Raw genomic sequence first — 15,314 nt, 5'->3', positions numbered from 1 at the left:
AATGGTGACCGCCCGCCGTCGCGCGCTCCAGGCCGTGAGCTAGGCCGTGGATGCCTTAGGCCAGGACGCGGAGCTTCGAGTCGGCGCGGCCGAAGAGGGCGCGGTCGGCGGAGAACTTGCCCGCGCCGACGAGGGCCACGGCTGCGGCGGCGGCCGCCAGGATCAGGACGAGTTCATAGCCGCCGGTTGCGACGAAGACGCCGGCGGAGGCGTGGACCATGAACAGGGCGCCGAGCATGTCCAGTGCGAGGAGGACCGCAAACACGCGGGTGAGCACGCCCAGGATCAGCGCGACACCGCCGACGAGCTCGAGGGTCGCGACGACGGGAGCCACCGCCTGGGCTGCCGGAACACCCATCTGGGTGAAGGCGGCCTGGGTGCCCGCGATCGTGAATTCGTTGAACTTCTGCCAGCCGTGGGCGGCGAAAAGGAAGCCGGCGATGACGCGCAGGATGGTTCGGGCGGAGGTGGTCAGGGCGGGCTGGTTCATGGGAAATACCGTTTCGTAAGTAGGGGGCGTCGCGGCTCTCAGCCGCCGCGGCTTCGGTTGCGTTCAAGTCCCAGTCTCCCGGACATTTAGTTGAAATGTCAACTAAATGACGCGCGGGTCGATTCAGTGGCCCGGCTAGGGTTAACGCGTGCAACCTTCCCCGCCGCTGTCCACCGCCCCGCCGCCGACTACCGGGCAGCGCCGGGAAATCCTGCGCCTGGCAGTGCCGGCCTTCGGCGCCCTGATCGCCGAGCCGCTGTTCCTGCTCGCGGATTCGGCCATTGTGGGCCATCTCGGCGTAGCCGAACTGGCCGGCGTCGGGCTGGCATCGGCGGTCCTGCACACGGCAGTCGGACTGATGGTGTTCCTCGCGTACTCCACCACCCCGGCAGTGGCGCGGGCCATCGGCAACGGCCAACTGGCCAAAGCCCTCGCCGCCGGGCGCGACGGCATCTGGTTGGCGCTGCTGCTCGGGCTCGTCCTCGCGGTCGCCGGGTTCCTGGCCGGGGGGCCGCTCCTGGACCTGATGGGCGCCGACGGCGAGGTGCATGCCTTTGCCGTGGACTACCTGCGCGGGTCCATGCCCGGCCTCGTGGCGATGCTGCTCATCTTCGCGGGCACCGGGGTGCTGCGCGGGCTCCAGGACACCCGGACCCCGCTGATCGTCGCCGCCGCGGGTTTCACGCTGAACATCGCGCTGAACCTGGTCCTCGTCTACGGGTTGGGCTGGTCCGTGACCGGCTCGGCCGTGGGCACGAGCATCGCGCAGTGGGCCATGGCGGCCGTCTATGTGCTGATCGTCCGGCGCAATGCCCGCAACAACGGGGTGTCCCTGCGGCCGGACTGGCGTGGCATCCGGGCCCTGACCGGGGTGGGTTCCTGGCTGATGCTGCGCACGCTCAGCCTGCGGATCGCGATTCTCGCCACGGTGGTGGTGGTCACCGCCCAGGGGCCGGTCAATCTCGCCGCGCATCAGCTGGCCATGACCATCTTCACGTTCTTCGCTTTCGCCCTCGACGCCCTCGCGATCGCGGCCCAGGCCTTGATCGGCAAGGAACTCGGCGCTGCCCGGCCGGTGGCGGCACGCGCGCTGACGCGCACCATGACCCGGTGGGGGGTCGGCTTCGGTGTCCTGACCGGAATCCTTCTGGCAGCCGCGGCACCGTGGGCGGGCGCCCTTTTCACGCCCGACGCCGAAGTCCGGGCGGCACTGACCCTCGCCCTGTGGGTGCTCGCCGCCGGGCAGCCGCTGGCCGGGTACGTCTTCGTCCTTGACGGCGTCCTCATCGGCGCGGGCGACGCCCGCTACCTGGCGATCGCCGGCGTCGTCAACCTCGCTGCCTACCTGCCGCTGCTGATGGCCGTGCTGTATTCCGGCGCCGGTGCCGGCGCGGGATTGCTCTGGCTGTGGGCCGCGTTCTCACTCGGGTACATGGCGGCGCGGGCGCTGACGCTGGGCCTCCGGGCCCGGACGGACCGGTGGATGGTGCTCGGCGCGCGGTGAGTGCGGGCAGGCACCGCCGGCAGGCGTGCGAAGCGGCGGCTTCGCACTAAACTGGACGGGTGACTCTTCCCGCAGCGCCTGACGCGACCCCTGCCATCCGCGCCGCGGCCGACCTCTTCAAGCCCGTGCTTGTCAGGGCGGCCGTCGCGCTCGTGTTTGGCGCGGTCACCGTGTTCTGGGCGGCGCCGCCAGAATCGGGCATGGGCTGGGCCGGCGGCCTCTACCTGCTGGCCACCGGTGTGGTGATGATCTGGACCGTGCCCAAGACCGGATTCCCCCCGCGGGAAGGCGCTGGCAGGGTCCTCTCCGCCGGCGGGGCAGCCTTGGCCGGAGCCGGCGCGGCCGTGGCCCTGATCCCCGCCCCGCTCGTCTTCGGAACCATCGCGGCCCTGGGCCTGGGCGTGGCCGGCGCCGCGGAGCTGTTCGCGGGCATTCGTGGCCGCGGCCGGTCCGTGCTGGCCCGTGACTGGATCGCCTCCGGCGTGATCGGACTGGGCACTGCGATCGCGCTGCCGTTCTTCATCGGCCTCGGCCCGCACGCCCTCCTCGGCGTTGCCGGCGGCGGGGCCATCATCAGCGGCGTCCTGTGGATGCTGTCCGGACTGACCCTGCGCCATGATGCTCCGGGCGATTCCGCGGAGGCCGTAAACTAGTACCGACAGGTTCTACCCGGCGTAGAACAATTGCGGTAACAAGACAGCCACGCTATTTGCGCGGGCTGCAGGAGGAAAACACGTTGGCACAGCAGAAACCCGGAGCGCCCCGCAGCCTGCGGACCTCGGTCAAGGGACCGCTCATGTTCTCCGCGTTCTGGGCCGTGGTGGTTTTCTTCGGCGTCCTGATCTTCGCCTCGGGCGGCAGCGCCCGCTCGCCCCGGTTCGATCTGGCGCTCATCGGCGCCGGCATCGCCTTTATTGTGATCCTGGTGGTGGCCGCCATGCTGGCCATGAGCCACAAGGAGAATCCCGCTGACCTGGGGAAGGGCTCCGGCGTCAACCTCAGTTCCAAGCGCACGCCCTCCGGCCATGGCGGCCCGTCAGCGCAGCCCCGGCCCGAGGCCGGCCCCGGCGATTCCCGGGACGGCGGGCCGCAGGCCTAGCAACGAGGCCTAGCAGCGTGGCCTCACGCTGAGGCCCGACAGGCCGGCCTGACAGCGGGGCCCGGCACCGCGGGCCCCTCCGCCGGCACCTTCGGCGTCAGGACGCGGCTTTGCGGGCCCGGTACGCGGCCACGTGCGCGCGGTTGGCGCAGTTTCCCGTGTCGCAGTAGCGCTTCGAGCGGTTGCGGCTCAGGTCCAGCACGACGGCGTCGCAGTCGTCCGCGGCGCACACCAGCAGGCGGTCCATTTCCTTGCTGCGGATCACGTCCACGATCGCCATGGCCGCCTCCGTGCTCATCCGGTCCGCCAGCGGCGCCTCCGGGGTGGTGGCGTGCAGGTGCCAGTCCCAGGGTTCGTGCTTGACCAGCTGGGGCAGCGCCCGGGCCTCCCGGAGCAGCCGGTTCACGGTCTCCGCGGCTGCCGACTCCTCGGCCTGCCAGAGCTCGGCGAGCTCGCCGCGGAGCCGCCGCACGCTGGCCAGCTCCGCCCCGTCCCGGGTACGGGAACCGGTGAAGCCCTCGGCCTCCAGGAAGGTATCCAGATCCCTGACCGTGGCCAAATGCTCCTCGCCGTTGGCCGCGGTGTTGATGAGGTTGACCACAGAACGCAGGGCAACTTCCGTGTCAGGGGCAAAAACCATCTTGACTCCTTACCTTGCCGGGGCGTAATGTCATGAGCATAACCCTACTTTACTCCTGACAGGAGAATGCCCGTGTCTGCCCCCCAGCGCCCCGTCGCCACGCCGGTCCGAGACCTAGCCGCCCAGCGGTCTGCCTCCGAACCGGGCGGCACCCCGCAGGGAAGCAAACTCGACGGCAAACGGGGAGGCAAGCAGGCCGCCAGGCAGCGCACCACGCGGGCCGCCGCACCATCCGGGTTCATGGCATCGGGCCTGGGCGTCGCCCTGTTTTCGTCCGCGGTGTTCGGGCTCTCCGGATCATTCGCCAAGGCGCTCCTGGAAACGGGCTGGACTCCCGGGGCGGCCGTCACGGCCCGGCTTACCGGTGCGGCCCTGATTCTGGCCGTCTTCGCCATTCCTTCATTGCGCGGGCGTTGGCACCAGCTCCGGGACAACTGGCTGACAGTGCTGCTGTTCGGATTCATCGGCGTCGCCGCCTGCCAGCTGTTCTATTTCAACGCCGTATCCCGGCTCTCGGTCGGCGTCGCCCTGCTGCTGGAGTACCTGGCGCCGGTGCTGATCGTCCTCTGGCTATGGGCCGCCAGCCGGAAACGGCCGCGGCCACTGACCATTGCCGGCACTCTCCTGTCCCTCGGCGGGCTGATCCTGGTCCTGGACCTCACCGGAGCCGTCAAGGTCGACCTCATCGGGGTGCTGTGGGGGATCGCGGCCGCGGTGTGCCTGGCCATCTATTTCTTCATCACGGCCAAGGAAAACGACACCCTGCCGCCCATCCTGCTGGCCTCCGGCGGGCTCATGGTGGGCGCCGTCGTCATGTGGCTTGCCGCGGCAACCGGGCTGCTGCCGATGGCCTTCAGCACGGCCGACACCCGCCTGGGACCCTGGGTCACCCCGTGGTGGGTGGCGCTGGGCGGCCTCGTGGTCCTGGCCACGGTGGTGGCGTACGTGTCCGGAATTGTCGCCGCGCGGGCACTCGGTTCGAAAGTCGCGTCCTTTGTCTCGCTCACCGAGGTGCTGTTCGCCGTCATCTGGGCGTGGCTGCTGCTCGGCGAACTGCCCGGACCCATCCAGCTCCTCGGCGGGCTGCTGATCGTCGGCGGGGTGGTGCTGGTCCGGCTGGACGAGCTCCGGGCCCCGTCCGGCACCGGCGCGGCAGCGCTGGACCACGCGAACGACTGCGAGCCCGTGCCGTAGGCGGTTGTCCGTCCGTGCCCGGGCCCCTCGTTCCCTGGCCCGAAGGCATTTAGCATGGAGATATGTGCCGAAATATCCGGACCCTCCACAATTTTGAACCCCACGCCACCACCGCGGAGGTGGAGGCCGCCGCGTTGCAATACGTGCGCAAGATCAGCGGCAGCACCAAGCCGTCCAAGGCCAACGAGGAGGCCTTCAACCGGGCCGTGCATGAGATTGCCCATGCGACGCAGCACCTCCTCGACTCCCTGGTGACCCACGCCCCGGCCAAGGACCGCGGGGAGGAAGCGGCCAAAGCCAAAGCCAGGGCCGCCATCCGCTACGGCGCGGCCTGAGGGGGGCGCCCGGCCTAAGGCCTGACTATTTCCCGAAGCTGCGCAGCCGCAGCGAGTTGGCCACCACCAGCACGGAGCTGGCGGCCATGGCGGCGCCGGCGATCATCGGGTTGAGCAGGCCCAGGGCTGCCACCGGGATGCCCACGGCGTTGTAGAAGAAGGCCCAGAAGAGGTTCGTCTTGATGGTGCCGAGCGTCCGGCGGGAAAGCTCGATCGCCTGCGCCACCTGTCCGAGGTCGTTGCCCATCACCGTCAGATCGGCAGCCTCGATGGCGACGTCGGTGCCGGAGCCCATCGCGATGCCCAGGTCCGCCTGCGCCAGCGCCGCGGCGTCGTTGACGCCGTCCCCGGCCATCGCCACAGTGGCGCCCGCCGCTTGCAGTTTCCGGACGGCCTCGACCTTGCCCTCCGGGAGCACGCCCGCGTAGACGTCGTCCGGGCTGATCCCGACGGCGGCCGCCACCTGCGCGGCCACGGCGGCGTTGTCGCCGGTCAGCAGGATCGGCCGGAGCCCGAGTTCCCGGAGCCGGGTGACCGCGGCTGCGGAGCCCGGCTTGAGGGTGTCCCGGAGCCGGATGATTCCGGCGATTTCACCGTCCACGGCAACCCAGATGGCCGTGGCGCCCGAGTCTTCGGCAGTACCCAGCGCCTCGCGCTGAGCCGGGGCCGGGTCGATGCCGGACTCCAGCAGCCAGCCGGTGCGCCCCGCGGTTACCAGCCGGCCGTCGACCGTGCCATCGACGCCGCCGCCGGGTGCGGAGCGGAAGCCGGAGACGGCGTGGAGGCCGGCGCCGTCGTTGTTCAAGCGTTCCGCGGCCAATGCCGCAGCGGCGATGGCCCGGGCGATCGGGTGCTCGGAGGCGTTTTCCACTGCCCCCGCCAGGCGCAGGACCTCGGCTTCGCTGTGCGGCCCGAAACTTTGGACGCCGTCCACGGCAAGGCGGCCGGTGGTGACGGTCCCGGTCTTGTCCAGCAGGATCGTGTCCACCGTCCGGGTGTCCTCGAGGACTTGCGGACCCTTGATCAGGATCCCCAGCTGGGCGCCCCGCCCGGTCCCGGTCAGCAGTCCGACGGGGGTGGCCAGCCCGAGGGCGCAGGGGCAGGCAATGACCAGCACGGCGACGGCGGCGGTGAAGGCGGCCCGGACCTCGTCGGAGCTGACGGCCGGTGCGGCCGCAATCAGCCAGGCCCCGAAGGTGAAGGTGGCGATGACCAGGACGACCGGTACGAAGACGGCGCTGATGCGGTCGGCGAGCCGGGCGATGGGTGCTTTTCCGGTCTGCGCCGCGGAGACGAGCCTGCCCATCTGGGCCAGGGTGGTCTCGGACCCGACGCGGGTGGCGCGGACCAGGAGCCGGCCTGAGGTATTGATGGTGGCCCCGGTGACCTGGCTGTCCGGGCCGACTTCCACGGGCACGGATTCGCCCGTCACGAGGGAGGCGTCCACCGCAGAGGTACCGTCGATGACGACGCCGTCGGCGGCGATTTTCTCGCCGGGGCGGACCATGATCACGTCTCCGAGGGCCAGTTGGTCGGCCGGGATCTTGTGCTCGGTGCCGCCGCGCAGGACAGTAGCGTCTTTTGCCCCCAGGTCCAGGAGGGCCTTGAGGGCGTCGCCCGCCTTCCGTTTGGCGTTGGCCTCGAGGTAGCGGCCGAGCAGCAGGAACGTGGTGACCACGGATGCGACCTCGAAGTACAGGCCGCCGGAGCCCATGCCCTCCGCTGCGGGATGTTCGGTCATGCCCGGGTCGGCAAGGAGTTGCCCAACCGAGAACGAGTAGGCGGCAATCACGCCGATGGATACGAGGGTGTCCATGGTCGAGGCCAGATGCCGCGCGTTGATGGCCGCGGCGCGGTGGAACGGCCACGCCGCCCAGGCAACCACCGGCAGGGCCAGGATCGCGGCCACCCAGCCCCAGTTCGGGAACTGGAATGCCGGGATCATCGAGATCGCGAAGACCGGGACGGTGAGTACGGCCGCCACAACCAGCCGCGGGCGAAGCGAGGGTGCGGCTGTGCCGGCCGGAAATTCGGTGCCGGCCGGGAGTCCTGCGTCCTCCGCCGGCGTGCCCGGGTACCTGGCGGACCGGACCGTGGCCTTGTAGCCCGCGGCCGCGACAATGGCGGTGATCTGGTCGTCGGTGATGTCCGCCGGGACGCTGACCCGGGCGGACTCGAGGGGCAGGTTGACGCTGGCCTCGACGCCGTCGAGCTTTCCGAGCCTGCGCTCGACCCGGTTGACGCAGGAGGCGCACGTCATGCCCTCGATATCGAGGTCAATGACACGGCTCCCGGCCTGGTCCAACAACTGTTCGCTGCTCACGGCGCCCTTCTTTTCCCGCTCGATCGGTTTTCTGCCGTTCCGGTGTCTGCGCCCGCCCGGCGCGGTTGTCACTCAGGCTTCGCTGGCGACCACGAGGTAGCCGGCTTCGGCGATTGCCTCGCCGATTTCGGAGGAGGACAGTGCTTCGTTGGAGGTGATCGTGACGGTGGAGATGCCGCCGGCGTTGAGGTCGACGTCGATCTTTTCGACGCCGGAGAGCGCCTCAAGTTCTTCGCTGACAGAGGACACGCAGTGGCCGCAGGTCATGCCGGAAACGTTGACGGTGGTGGAAACGGGGGCCATGGGATGCTCCTTGTCGCTGGGCCGGGTGTGTTTCCCGTGCCCGGTGGTGTGGTGGGTGGTACGGGTACTAGCGGAGCAGGCGTCCGATGGCATCGGTGGCCTCCTTGACTTTGACATCGATGGCCTCCGCCCGAAGCTCCGGATCCGGCTCGGCGGCGGCGCCGACAACGCAGTGGCCGATGTGCTCTTCGACGAGCCCGAGGCTCACGGCATGCAGGGCCTTGGTGACGGCGGCGACCTGGGTGAGGATATCGATGCAGTATTTGTCCTCGTCAACCATCCGGGCGATGCCGCGGACCTGCCCTTCGATCCGCTTGAGACGGCGAAGGTAGGCGTCCTTGTTGGACGTGTAGCCGTGTTCAGGGGGCGGGGCGTCAAGGGGAACAGTGTCCAGACGCGCCGTGCCGGGGACTTCTGACTCGCTCATGCCCTCAACATATACCCCCTGGGGGTATGTTTCAAGCCCGCGGCCCGGCCAGCGCAGCATGTGGAATGATTGCGCAAAACAAAGAGCTCCGGAGTGCGTTATTGGGGGATACGCACTCCGGAGCAGCTTTGGGGTAGGCCGTTCCTCCGGCCTACAGATCGAGCTTACTCGCCGGTAGTGGGGTAACACCAGCGCTCCGAATAAGTACTTTCGCTTTACTTTCTTCCGGCCGGAGCGACGGCCGGAACGATCAGGATCGGACGTTCCTGATGGTGGCTGAGCCATGCCGCCACGGAGCCGTTCAGCGCGGCGGAGATGCGGTGGCCGATGCCGCGTTCGGGGGTCCCCACCACGATCATGGATGCGTCGGTGTCCGCGGCCAGCCTGCCGATCGCCCGGGCGGGATCCCCGGCCAGGGTGCGCAGCGTCCAGTCGATTCCCAGGGGAACGCAGAGTGCCTCAACCACAGAACGCAGCTCCTGAGCGGTGGCCCGGATCCGGGCGTCGTCCGCGTCCGGGTGCAGGGACAGGCGGTGCGCGGACCGCGCCGGATCCCACTCCACGAGGTAGCTGGCCTCGTCCACATAGGCGCAGATCAAGGGCGCGGCGAGGGACTTCGCGAGGAATGCCGCCGTCTGCAGCACTTCCGGATGCTGTCCCGGAACCACACCCACCACGAGGGGCGCCGGGCCGTGGGCGGATTCGTCAGGCATACTTCATTCTGGCGCCGGGGTGCGGCCCTGAACAGGGGCTTACTTCCCGTCTGCCGGCCCGGGGCGGTGCGGGCGCCGTTTGCCGCAGCCTCCCTTGAACAGCCCGGGGGTGGGGCCTACGGTTGAAGAACACAGGAGGAGGTGGCCGCCGTGGAGATCTACATGTGGTGGTTGGATCTGGATTTGGCGAGCAAGGAATGGCTTCGGGAAAACCTGCGGACCATCGAACTGCCCGAGGCCGTGCAGCGGGGAATCGCGGATGCCGGCGGGCCCGGTCCGGCTGAACCGTCCGCCGCCGGCGCGGCCGTATTGACTGCCGCGGACTGGGACTTTATCGAGACGCAGTCGGAGTTCGTCGACTGAAAGATGCCACCGGCGCGGCAGCGCAGGCCGGCGGGCGCCGGGAGAAAACCGTTGCGGCCTTCCGGCGGGGATGGTTGCATGGACCCCATGGCTACTGCAGAGAGTTACGTCCTGGCGATCGGGACCAAGAAAGGCCTTTGGCTGGCGACCAGCCAGGACCGGAAGGACTGGTCGCTGTCCGGCCCGCATTTTCTGATGAGTGAGGTGCCCAGCATCGCCATCGATACCCGCGATGACAGGACCCGGATCCTGGTGGGGGTCCGCTCCGAGCACTGGGGTCCCACGGTTTTCCACTCAGATGATCTCGGCGGGTCCTGGACCGAACCCGAAAACGGCGCCATCACGTTCCCTGACGGCACCGATGCCGCCCTGGAACGGATCTGGCAGATCTATCCCGACGCCGGCTCCCGCCCGGGCGTCGTGTGGGCGGGCTGCGAACCGATCTCGGTCTGGAAATCCACCGACGGCGGCGAGCACTTCGAGCTCAACCGCGGCCTCTGGGACCATCCGCACCGCAGCGAATGGGGCGCAGGCTATGGCGGCGCTGCGGCGCACTCAATCGTCGTCGACCCCACGGGCGAGAAAGTCCACGTCGCCATGAGCACCGGAGGGGTCTACCGCTCGCTCGACGGCGGCGTTTCCTGGGAGCCGCGCAACAAGGGAATTTCCGCGTACTTCATGCCGGATCCCAACCCGGAATTCGGCCAGTGTGTCCACAAGATCGCGGCCGACGCCGCCGTCGACGGCCGCCTGTACGCGCAAAACCATCACGGCGTGTACCGCAGCGACGACGACGCCGAATCGTGGGAGTCGATCGCCGAAGGGCTGCCGGCGGACTTCGGTTTTGTGATGCTGACGCATCCGCGCCGGGCCGGTACCGCCTGGGTGGTCCCGCTGAAGGCTGACGGCGAACGTATCCCTCCGGACGGGAAGCTGGCCGTGCACCGGACCGATGACGCCGGCGCCAGCTGGAAACGGCTCGATGCCGGGCTGCCGGAAGCCGAGTACAACGCCGTGCTCCGTGATGCTGCCAGCGTCGACGGCGCGGAGCCTGCGGGCGTCTACTTCGGGACGCGCGGCGGCAGTGTCTACGCCAGCGCTGACGAGGGAGAACACTTTACCGAGGTCGCCTCGCACCTGCCGGACGTGCTGTGCGTGCGGGCAGCCGTGGTCTCCACTGCCCTGCTCCCGGCGCAGGCGTGAAGGGGTAAAAAGCGCATGAACAGCGGCGAGAACAGCGGCGGCGCCATGGCGGCAGACTCGGCGATCAGCGTGGTCCTGCCCAGCGTCCTCCAACCGCTCGCCGGCGGGCAGTCCATCCTGACTGCGCCCGCCGAGGCAGCGGTGACGGTGGAGTGGGTGCTGGATACGGTGACCGGGGGCTATCCGGCGCTGTCGCGGCGGTTGCGGGACGAGACCGGAAGTGTTCGCCGTTACGTGAATATATACGTCAACGGGAATGAAATCCGGCGGCTGCAGGGTCTGGTGACTGCCGTGGCGCCGGGCCAGGAAGTCCTCATCATCCAGTCGGTGGCCGGAGGCTGACGCCTCAGGCGACCCGCCAGACGCTGCATTCGTCGGCGTTGATGGCCTTGCGCATGCCGGTGTGGCGGTCCATGATCCAGACGACGCCGATTCCGGGGGCGGTTTCCTGAACGCTGCCGCGGCGGATCACGACGTCATCGTAGTTCGGGCCCACCCGCAGGCGGGCCTCGATCTCATCGCCGCGGTGCAGCTGGTCGAGCGCGCGGACGCGGGTTACATGGGCTTTCGCTTCCTTCAACATGGCGGGGCCTCCTGGACTGGAGTCGGTGCCTGCTCTTGCCGGCACTTCCAGTCTCCTGCGCCAATGTTGCGTCCGCGTTTCGGCACGGTAAGGGGCCGGTTAGATTTCGGGGGCGCAACGGATACCGGCCACCATCAGGGCTGCGGGCGCCCTCAGGGAAGCTGGCGTTCGCCCGGGCGCTCGACCCGGAACCACCGGTACCCGTAGCGGTCCAGCGGAACTTCGAAGGCGCCGTCGTCGGAGAGCGGGATGTCCTCGCCGCCGAGCAGATCCCGGAGCACGGCCCCGGCGTAGGACCGCCCCGCCGCGCCCTTCCCGTCCGGACCCCCCGGGCCGCCTTCCTCGCCCTCCGGCGGGACCACCGAGGCCGTCACAGACGCCGGTTCGGCGCCAAAATTGTGGGCGACCACCACCGTGGAGCCGTCCCACGTGCAGCGGTGCAGCAACACCGCCGGTGAGGCCTGCTTGATGAGGGCAAACCTGCCCCAGCCGAGCTCGGGACATTCCCGGTACCGCTGGATCAGCGTCGCGATGAAGTTCCACAGCGAATCGGGATCCCGTTTCGCGGCCGCGGCGTTGATGCGCGCCGGCCCGAACGGTCCGTCCACGGGCTGGGCGACGAGGTCCCCCGGCGGGGCGGTCGAGAAGCCGCCATTTTCGGTGTGGTCCCACTGCATGGGGGAGCGGACGGCCGAGCGGCCCTTCGCGCGCAGGTCTTCGCCCATCCCGATTTCTTCGCCGTAGAAGAGCACCGGGGTGCCCGGCAGCGAGAACATCAGGGAGTACACCATGCGGATCCTGGCCGGGTCGCCGCCGAGCATGGTGGGCAGCCGCCGCCGCAGTCCGCGGCCGTACATCTGCATATCGGGATCCGGGCCGAAGGCCGAGAAGACCTCCTCGCGTTCGGCATCGCTGAGCTTGTCCAGGGTGAGTTCATCGTGGTTCCGGACGAACATGGCCCATTGGTTGTCGGGATTGATCTTCGGGCGGCTGCCGAGCGTCCGGGCCAGCGGCCGGGCGTCCTGCCGGGCCAGTGAAAGGTACATGTTCTGCATTGAGAGGAAATCAAACTGCATGTTCAGCTCGTTGCCGGCCGGGCCGCCGAAGTACTTCAGCTGCTCTTTGTATGGAAGGTTGACCTCGCCCAGCAACACCGCACTGCCATGGCGGCGGTTGAGGAAGCTGCGCAGGGCGCTCAGGTACTGGTGCGGGTCGATTTTCGCGGCTTTATCCTTGGGCTCGCCGATCAGCTCCAGAAAGAAGGGCACCGCGTCCAGCCGGAACCCGTCCAGGCCCAGCTGAAGCCAGAATCCCATCGACTTCGCAATCTCGTCCCGCACCTTGGCATTCATCACGTTCAGGTCCGGCTGGTGTTTGGCGAACATGCGCAGATACCACTCACCGGTGGCCTTGTCCTGGGTCCAGATGGACGTTTCCTCGCCGGGAAACACCACCTGGTCCGAGGTGTCTGGCGGCGTGTCCTTCCGCCAGACGTAGTAGTCGCGGTAGGGGTTGTCCACGGACTTGCGCGCCTGGACGAACCACGGGTGCCGGTCGGAGGTGTGGTTGATGACAAAGTCCGCGATCACCCGGATGCCGCGGTCGTTGGCGGTGCGGATGAATTCCACCAGGTCCCCCAGGCTTCCGAGCCGGGGATCCACGCCGTACATGTCGGTGACGTCATAGCCGTCGTCGCGGTCCGGGGAAGGGTAGAAGGGCATGAGCCAGATGCACGTGATGCCGAGCGCCGCAAGATAGTCCACCCGTTGGATCAGTCCGCCGAAATCTCCGGTGCCGTCGCCGTCGCCGTCGAAGAACGTCTCCGGATCCAGGCAGTAAATCACCGCGTTCTTCCACCAGAGGTCCGAGGTCTCGGCGATTCTCACAGCGCACCGTCCGTTCCGAACGAAGCCAGTCCCGCCGCCGGGCGGAGCTGGGGGAGGACGTGTTCGGCGAAGGCATCGATAAAGGGCGCCTGGTCCTGACCGACAAAGTGCAGGTACAGCTCATCGAATCCGAGGTCCAGATAGGAGGCCAGCCATTGGGCGTGCCGCCCGGCATCGGCGGAGACGTTGACGGCCGCCCGCACCTGGTCCTCTTGGACGCCGGCGCTGACGCCGTCGAAATGGGCCGCCGTGGGCAGGTCCCAGGGAATCGGCGGCGCAAAGACGTTGGTGCGCCACTGGTCCTCGGCGATCGCGACGGCCTCTGCCTCTGTCGGCGCCCAGGACAGGTGGACCTGGAGGGCAGCCGGCCCGCGGCCACCGGCGTCCCGGTAGGCCGCCAGCATGTCCTTCAGCTTTCCCGGCGGCTGGTTGACCGTGACGAGTCCGTCGGCCCAGGCAGCTGCCCGGCGCGCTGTTTCCACGCTCACCGCCGGGGCAATGAGCGGCGGCTTGGTCTCCGGAACGTCCCAGATCCGGGTTTGCTCCACCGTGACGAGGCCGTGGTGCGTGACCACGTCGCCGGCGTGAAGCCTGCGGATGATGTCTACGCATTCCTCCAGCCGGCGCTGACGCGTTTCCTTCGGCGGCCAGGCCTGGCCGGTGATGTGCTCGTTCATGTACTCGCCGCTGCCCGGGGCCATCCAGAAGCGGCCGGGAAACATGTCCGCCAGGGTGGCTGAGGCGTGCGCGATGATCGCCGGGTGGTACCGCTGCCCGGGCGCCGTCACCACCCCGAAGCGCAGACCGGTGGTAGCCAGCGCGGCCCCGAGCCAGGACCAGGCGAACCCGGAGTGGCCCTGGCGGGCGGACCACGGTTCAATATGGTCCGAGCACATGGCGGCATCGAAGCCTGCCTGCTCGGCCAGTTGAACGTCCTGCAGGAGGCGGCGGGGACTGATCTGCTCATGCGAGGCGTGGAACCCAATGGTAGCCATCACCCATGTTTACCGCCGGGGCCGGGCCGTGTCGAGGAGCCCCCAGCTGAGGAGCCCCTCGCGAGGACCCACAGCGTGGGGGTGGCGGTCCCGGGTCCGCGGCGCAAGAATGGGCGCTATGCACCTGCCGTTGATGCCTCCCATTGCGCCCATGCTGGCCAAAGCACTCCCCGCCCTGCCGTCGCCGGACGCCGGAACGGGCTGGCTCTTTGAACCGAAATGGGACGGTTTCCGCTCCATCATCTTCCGTGACGGCGACGAGGTGGAGATCGGCAGCCGGAACGGCAAGCCGATGACGCGCTATTTCCCTGAGCTTGTCGAGGCGCTGAAGTCGGAGCTGCCGGAACGCTGCGTGGTGGACGGCGAGATCATCCTGGTGGCGGCCTCCGGGGACCGGCTGGACTTCGAAGCTCTCCAGCAGCGCATCCATCCGGCCGCCAGCCGGGTGAAGCTGCTCGCGGAACAGACCCCGGCGCGCTTCGTGGCGTTCGACCTGCTGGCCCTCGGCGACGAGGATCTCACGGGCAAACCCTTCTCCGAGCGCCGCCGGCAGCTGGAGCGCGCACTGGCAGCCAGCGCGGCGCCGGTCCACCTCACCGCCGCGACCTCCGACCGGGACACGGCGCAGCGCTGGTTCCGGCAGTTCGAGGGCGCCGGACTGGACGGGATTGTGGCCAAGACGCTGGAGGGCAGCTACCAGCCGGACAAGCGCGCGATGGTCAAGGTCAAGCACGAACGGACGGCGGACTGCGTGCTGGCCGGATACCGCGTGCACACCTCCGGCCCGGACCGGATCGGCTCGCTGCTCCTCGGCCTCTACGACGACGCCGGGGTGCTGGCAAACGTCGGCGTGGTGGGAGCCTTCCCGATGGCCCGGCGCGCGGAGCTGTTTGCCGAGCTGCAGGAACTGGTCACCGGTTTTGACGACCACCCCTGGGCCTGGGCCCGGCAGGAGGAGGGGGCGCGCACTCCCCGGAAGGCCGAGGGAAGCCGGTGGAGCGGCGGCAAAGACCTGTCCTTCACCCCGCTGCGGCCCGAGCGCGTGGTGGAAGTGAAGTATGACCATATGGAGGGCGAACGGTTCCGGCACACAGCCCAGTTCCTGCGCTGGCGTCCGGACCGTGATCCGCGTTCCTGCACCTATGACCAGCTGGAGGAACCGGTTAAGTTCGATCTCGCCGCGGTACTGGGCGCCGCCCGCTAACCGGTTGGCCCGCTGACCCGCTCAACGCATTTAACGACGGCGGCCCGCCCCC

General features: G+C 68.9%; 18 protein-coding genes. 9 read left to right on the top strand and 9 right to left on the bottom strand.

Annotated features, from left to right (window positions below; translation table 11 throughout):
• Positions 1-55: 55 nt before the first annotated feature.
• The gene (locus Y706_RS0117550; protein WP_028277632.1) at positions 56-490 is read right to left on the bottom strand and encodes a DoxX family protein; all 435 of its coding nucleotides are present in this window, start codon (positions 488-490) and stop codon (positions 56-58) included.
• Between the two features lie 148 nt (positions 491-638).
• Here Y706_RS0117550 and Y706_RS0117545 point away from each other — a divergent pair, with 148 nt between their 5' ends.
• The 3 genes from Y706_RS0117545 (at position 639) to Y706_RS0117535 (ending at position 3,093) form a co-directional block, all read left to right on the top strand.
• Positions 639-1,994: an MATE family efflux transporter gene (locus tag Y706_RS0117545; RefSeq protein WP_028277631.1), complete on the top strand. Its 1,356-nt coding sequence runs from the start codon at positions 639-641 to the stop codon at positions 1,992-1,994.
• A gap of 59 nt (positions 1,995-2,053) precedes the next feature.
• Positions 2,054-2,647 (top strand): hypothetical protein, encoded by a 594-nt coding sequence (locus Y706_RS0117540; protein WP_028277630.1) that lies wholly within the window; start codon positions 2,054-2,056, stop codon positions 2,645-2,647.
• Positions 2,648-2,730: 83 nt separating this feature from the next.
• Positions 2,731-3,093, top strand: coding sequence for a hypothetical protein (locus Y706_RS0117535; protein ID WP_043436409.1), 363 nt, complete (start codon positions 2,731-2,733; stop codon positions 3,091-3,093).
• A gap of 97 nt (positions 3,094-3,190) precedes the next feature.
• Here the strand turns inward: Y706_RS0117535 and Y706_RS0117530 are convergent, their stop codons facing one another.
• The gene (locus tag Y706_RS0117530; RefSeq protein ID WP_028277628.1) at positions 3,191-3,733 is read right to left on the bottom strand and encodes a CGNR zinc finger domain-containing protein; all 543 of its coding nucleotides are present in this window, start codon (positions 3,731-3,733) and stop codon (positions 3,191-3,193) included.
• A gap of 240 nt (positions 3,734-3,973) precedes the next feature.
• Here Y706_RS0117530 and Y706_RS0117525 point away from each other — a divergent pair, with 240 nt between their 5' ends.
• Both Y706_RS0117525 and Y706_RS0117520 read left to right on the top strand, forming a co-directional pair.
• Complete coding sequence (locus Y706_RS0117525) at positions 3,974-4,927, top strand: EamA family transporter (protein WP_043436408.1); 954 nt, start codon at positions 3,974-3,976, stop codon at positions 4,925-4,927.
• 62 nt (positions 4,928-4,989) lie between these two features.
• A complete protein-coding gene (locus Y706_RS0117520; protein WP_028277626.1) occupies positions 4,990-5,262 on the top strand; it encodes a DUF2277 domain-containing protein in 273 nt (90 codons plus the stop codon).
• Between the two features lie 25 nt (positions 5,263-5,287).
• Here the strand turns inward: Y706_RS0117520 and Y706_RS0117515 are convergent, their stop codons facing one another.
• The 4 genes from Y706_RS0117515 to Y706_RS0117500 all read right to left on the bottom strand — a co-directional run bounded on the left by Y706_RS0117515 (position 5,288) and on the right by Y706_RS0117500 (position 9,028).
• Entirely contained in the window at positions 5,288-7,585 is a 2,298-nt protein-coding gene (locus tag Y706_RS0117515; RefSeq protein WP_028277625.1) for a heavy metal translocating P-type ATPase, read from the bottom strand.
• 72 nt (positions 7,586-7,657) lie between these two features.
• Positions 7,658-7,888: a heavy-metal-associated domain-containing protein gene (locus Y706_RS0117510; protein ID WP_028277624.1), complete on the bottom strand. Its 231-nt coding sequence runs from the start codon at positions 7,886-7,888 to the stop codon at positions 7,658-7,660.
• 67 nt (positions 7,889-7,955) lie between these two features.
• Positions 7,956-8,315 carry a metal-sensitive transcriptional regulator gene (locus Y706_RS0117505; RefSeq protein ID WP_156945184.1) on the bottom strand — a complete coding sequence of 120 codons (360 nt, stop codon included), beginning with the start codon at positions 8,313-8,315 and terminating at the stop codon, positions 7,956-7,958.
• A gap of 215 nt (positions 8,316-8,530) precedes the next feature.
• On the bottom strand, positions 8,531-9,028 hold the full coding sequence (locus Y706_RS0117500) for a universal stress protein (RefSeq protein ID WP_028277622.1): 498 nt from the start codon (positions 9,026-9,028) through the stop codon (positions 8,531-8,533).
• A gap of 150 nt (positions 9,029-9,178) precedes the next feature.
• On the opposite strand from Y706_RS0117500, the gene Y706_RS0117495 reads away from it, so the two are divergent.
• From Y706_RS0117495 to Y706_RS0117485, 3 genes are all read left to right on the top strand, one after another.
• Positions 9,179-9,391, top strand: a complete 213-nt coding sequence (locus Y706_RS0117495) for a hypothetical protein (protein WP_028277621.1) — start codon at positions 9,179-9,181, stop codon at positions 9,389-9,391.
• 78 nt (positions 9,392-9,469) lie between these two features.
• Entirely contained in the window at positions 9,470-10,594 is a 1,125-nt protein-coding gene (locus Y706_RS0117490) for a WD40/YVTN/BNR-like repeat-containing protein (RefSeq protein ID WP_028277620.1), read from the top strand.
• Positions 10,595-10,609: 15 nt separating this feature from the next.
• Positions 10,610-10,936 carry a MoaD/ThiS family protein gene (locus Y706_RS0117485; RefSeq protein WP_173403092.1) on the top strand — a complete coding sequence of 109 codons (327 nt, stop codon included), beginning with the start codon at positions 10,610-10,612 and terminating at the stop codon, positions 10,934-10,936.
• A 4-nt stretch (positions 10,937-10,940) separates the two neighbouring features.
• Here Y706_RS0117485 and Y706_RS0117480 read toward each other — a convergent pair whose 3' ends face one another.
• From Y706_RS0117480 to Y706_RS0117470, 3 genes are all read right to left on the bottom strand, one after another.
• Positions 10,941-11,177 carry a hypothetical protein gene (locus Y706_RS0117480; protein ID WP_018775353.1) on the bottom strand — a complete coding sequence of 79 codons (237 nt, stop codon included), beginning with the start codon at positions 11,175-11,177 and terminating at the stop codon, positions 10,941-10,943.
• Positions 11,178-11,329: 152 nt separating this feature from the next.
• Positions 11,330-13,063: an alpha-amylase family protein gene (locus Y706_RS0117475; protein ID WP_028277618.1), complete on the bottom strand. Its 1,734-nt coding sequence runs from the start codon at positions 13,061-13,063 to the stop codon at positions 11,330-11,332.
• Positions 13,060-14,058 (bottom strand): TIGR03885 family FMN-dependent LLM class oxidoreductase, encoded by a 999-nt coding sequence (locus Y706_RS0117470; RefSeq protein WP_028277617.1) that lies wholly within the window; start codon positions 14,056-14,058, stop codon positions 13,060-13,062. The genes Y706_RS0117475 and Y706_RS0117470 overlap by 4 nt, the downstream gene beginning before the upstream one ends.
• Before the next feature lie 118 nt (positions 14,059-14,176).
• Between Y706_RS0117470 and Y706_RS0117465 the strand changes: the two genes are divergently transcribed.
• Positions 14,177-15,262 carry an ATP-dependent DNA ligase gene (locus Y706_RS0117465; protein ID WP_028277616.1) on the top strand — a complete coding sequence of 362 codons (1,086 nt, stop codon included), beginning with the start codon at positions 14,177-14,179 and terminating at the stop codon, positions 15,260-15,262.
• Positions 15,263-15,314 lie beyond the last annotated feature (52 nt).

Source organism: Arthrobacter sp. I3 (assembly GCF_000520575.1).
GTDB classification, from domain to species: Bacteria; Actinomycetota; Actinomycetes; order Actinomycetales; family Micrococcaceae; genus Arthrobacter; species Arthrobacter humicola_A.
The sequence above is the reverse complement of the archived record's forward strand: the minus strand, read 5'-3'. Positions and strand labels throughout refer to the sequence as shown.

Bases quoted from the DNA above. Each gene is read 5' to 3' on its own strand.
- Y706_RS0117470 (WP_028277617.1), bottom strand. From the start codon at position 14,058: ATGGCTACCATTGGGTTCCACGCCTCGCATGAGCAGATCAGTCCCCGC.
- Y706_RS0117520 (WP_028277626.1), top strand. From the start codon at position 4,990: ATGTGCCGAAATATCCGGACCCTCCACAATTTTGAACCCCACGCCACC.
- Y706_RS0117480 (WP_018775353.1), bottom strand. From the start codon at position 11,177: ATGTTGAAGGAAGCGAAAGCCCATGTAACCCGCGTCCGCGCGCTCGAC.
- Y706_RS0117485 (WP_173403092.1), top strand. From the start codon at position 10,610: ATGAACAGCGGCGAGAACAGCGGCGGCGCCATGGCGGCAGACTCGGCG.
- Y706_RS0117465 (WP_028277616.1), top strand. From the start codon at position 14,177: ATGCACCTGCCGTTGATGCCTCCCATTGCGCCCATGCTGGCCAAAGCA.
- Y706_RS0117550 (WP_028277632.1), bottom strand. From the start codon at position 490: ATGAACCAGCCCGCCCTGACCACCTCCGCCCGAACCATCCTGCGCGTC.
- Y706_RS0117525 (WP_043436408.1), top strand. From the start codon at position 3,974: ATGGCATCGGGCCTGGGCGTCGCCCTGTTTTCGTCCGCGGTGTTCGGG.
- Y706_RS0117490 (WP_028277620.1), top strand. From the start codon at position 9,470: ATGGACCCCATGGCTACTGCAGAGAGTTACGTCCTGGCGATCGGGACC.
- Y706_RS0117505 (WP_156945184.1), bottom strand. From the start codon at position 8,315: ATGAGCGAGTCAGAAGTCCCCGGCACGGCGCGTCTGGACACTGTTCCC.
- Y706_RS0117530 (WP_028277628.1), bottom strand. From the start codon at position 3,733: ATGGTTTTTGCCCCTGACACGGAAGTTGCCCTGCGTTCTGTGGTCAAC.
- Y706_RS0117510 (WP_028277624.1), bottom strand. From the start codon at position 7,888: ATGGCCCCCGTTTCCACCACCGTCAACGTTTCCGGCATGACCTGCGGC.
- Y706_RS0117500 (WP_028277622.1), bottom strand. From the start codon at position 9,028: ATGCCTGACGAATCCGCCCACGGCCCGGCGCCCCTCGTGGTGGGTGTG.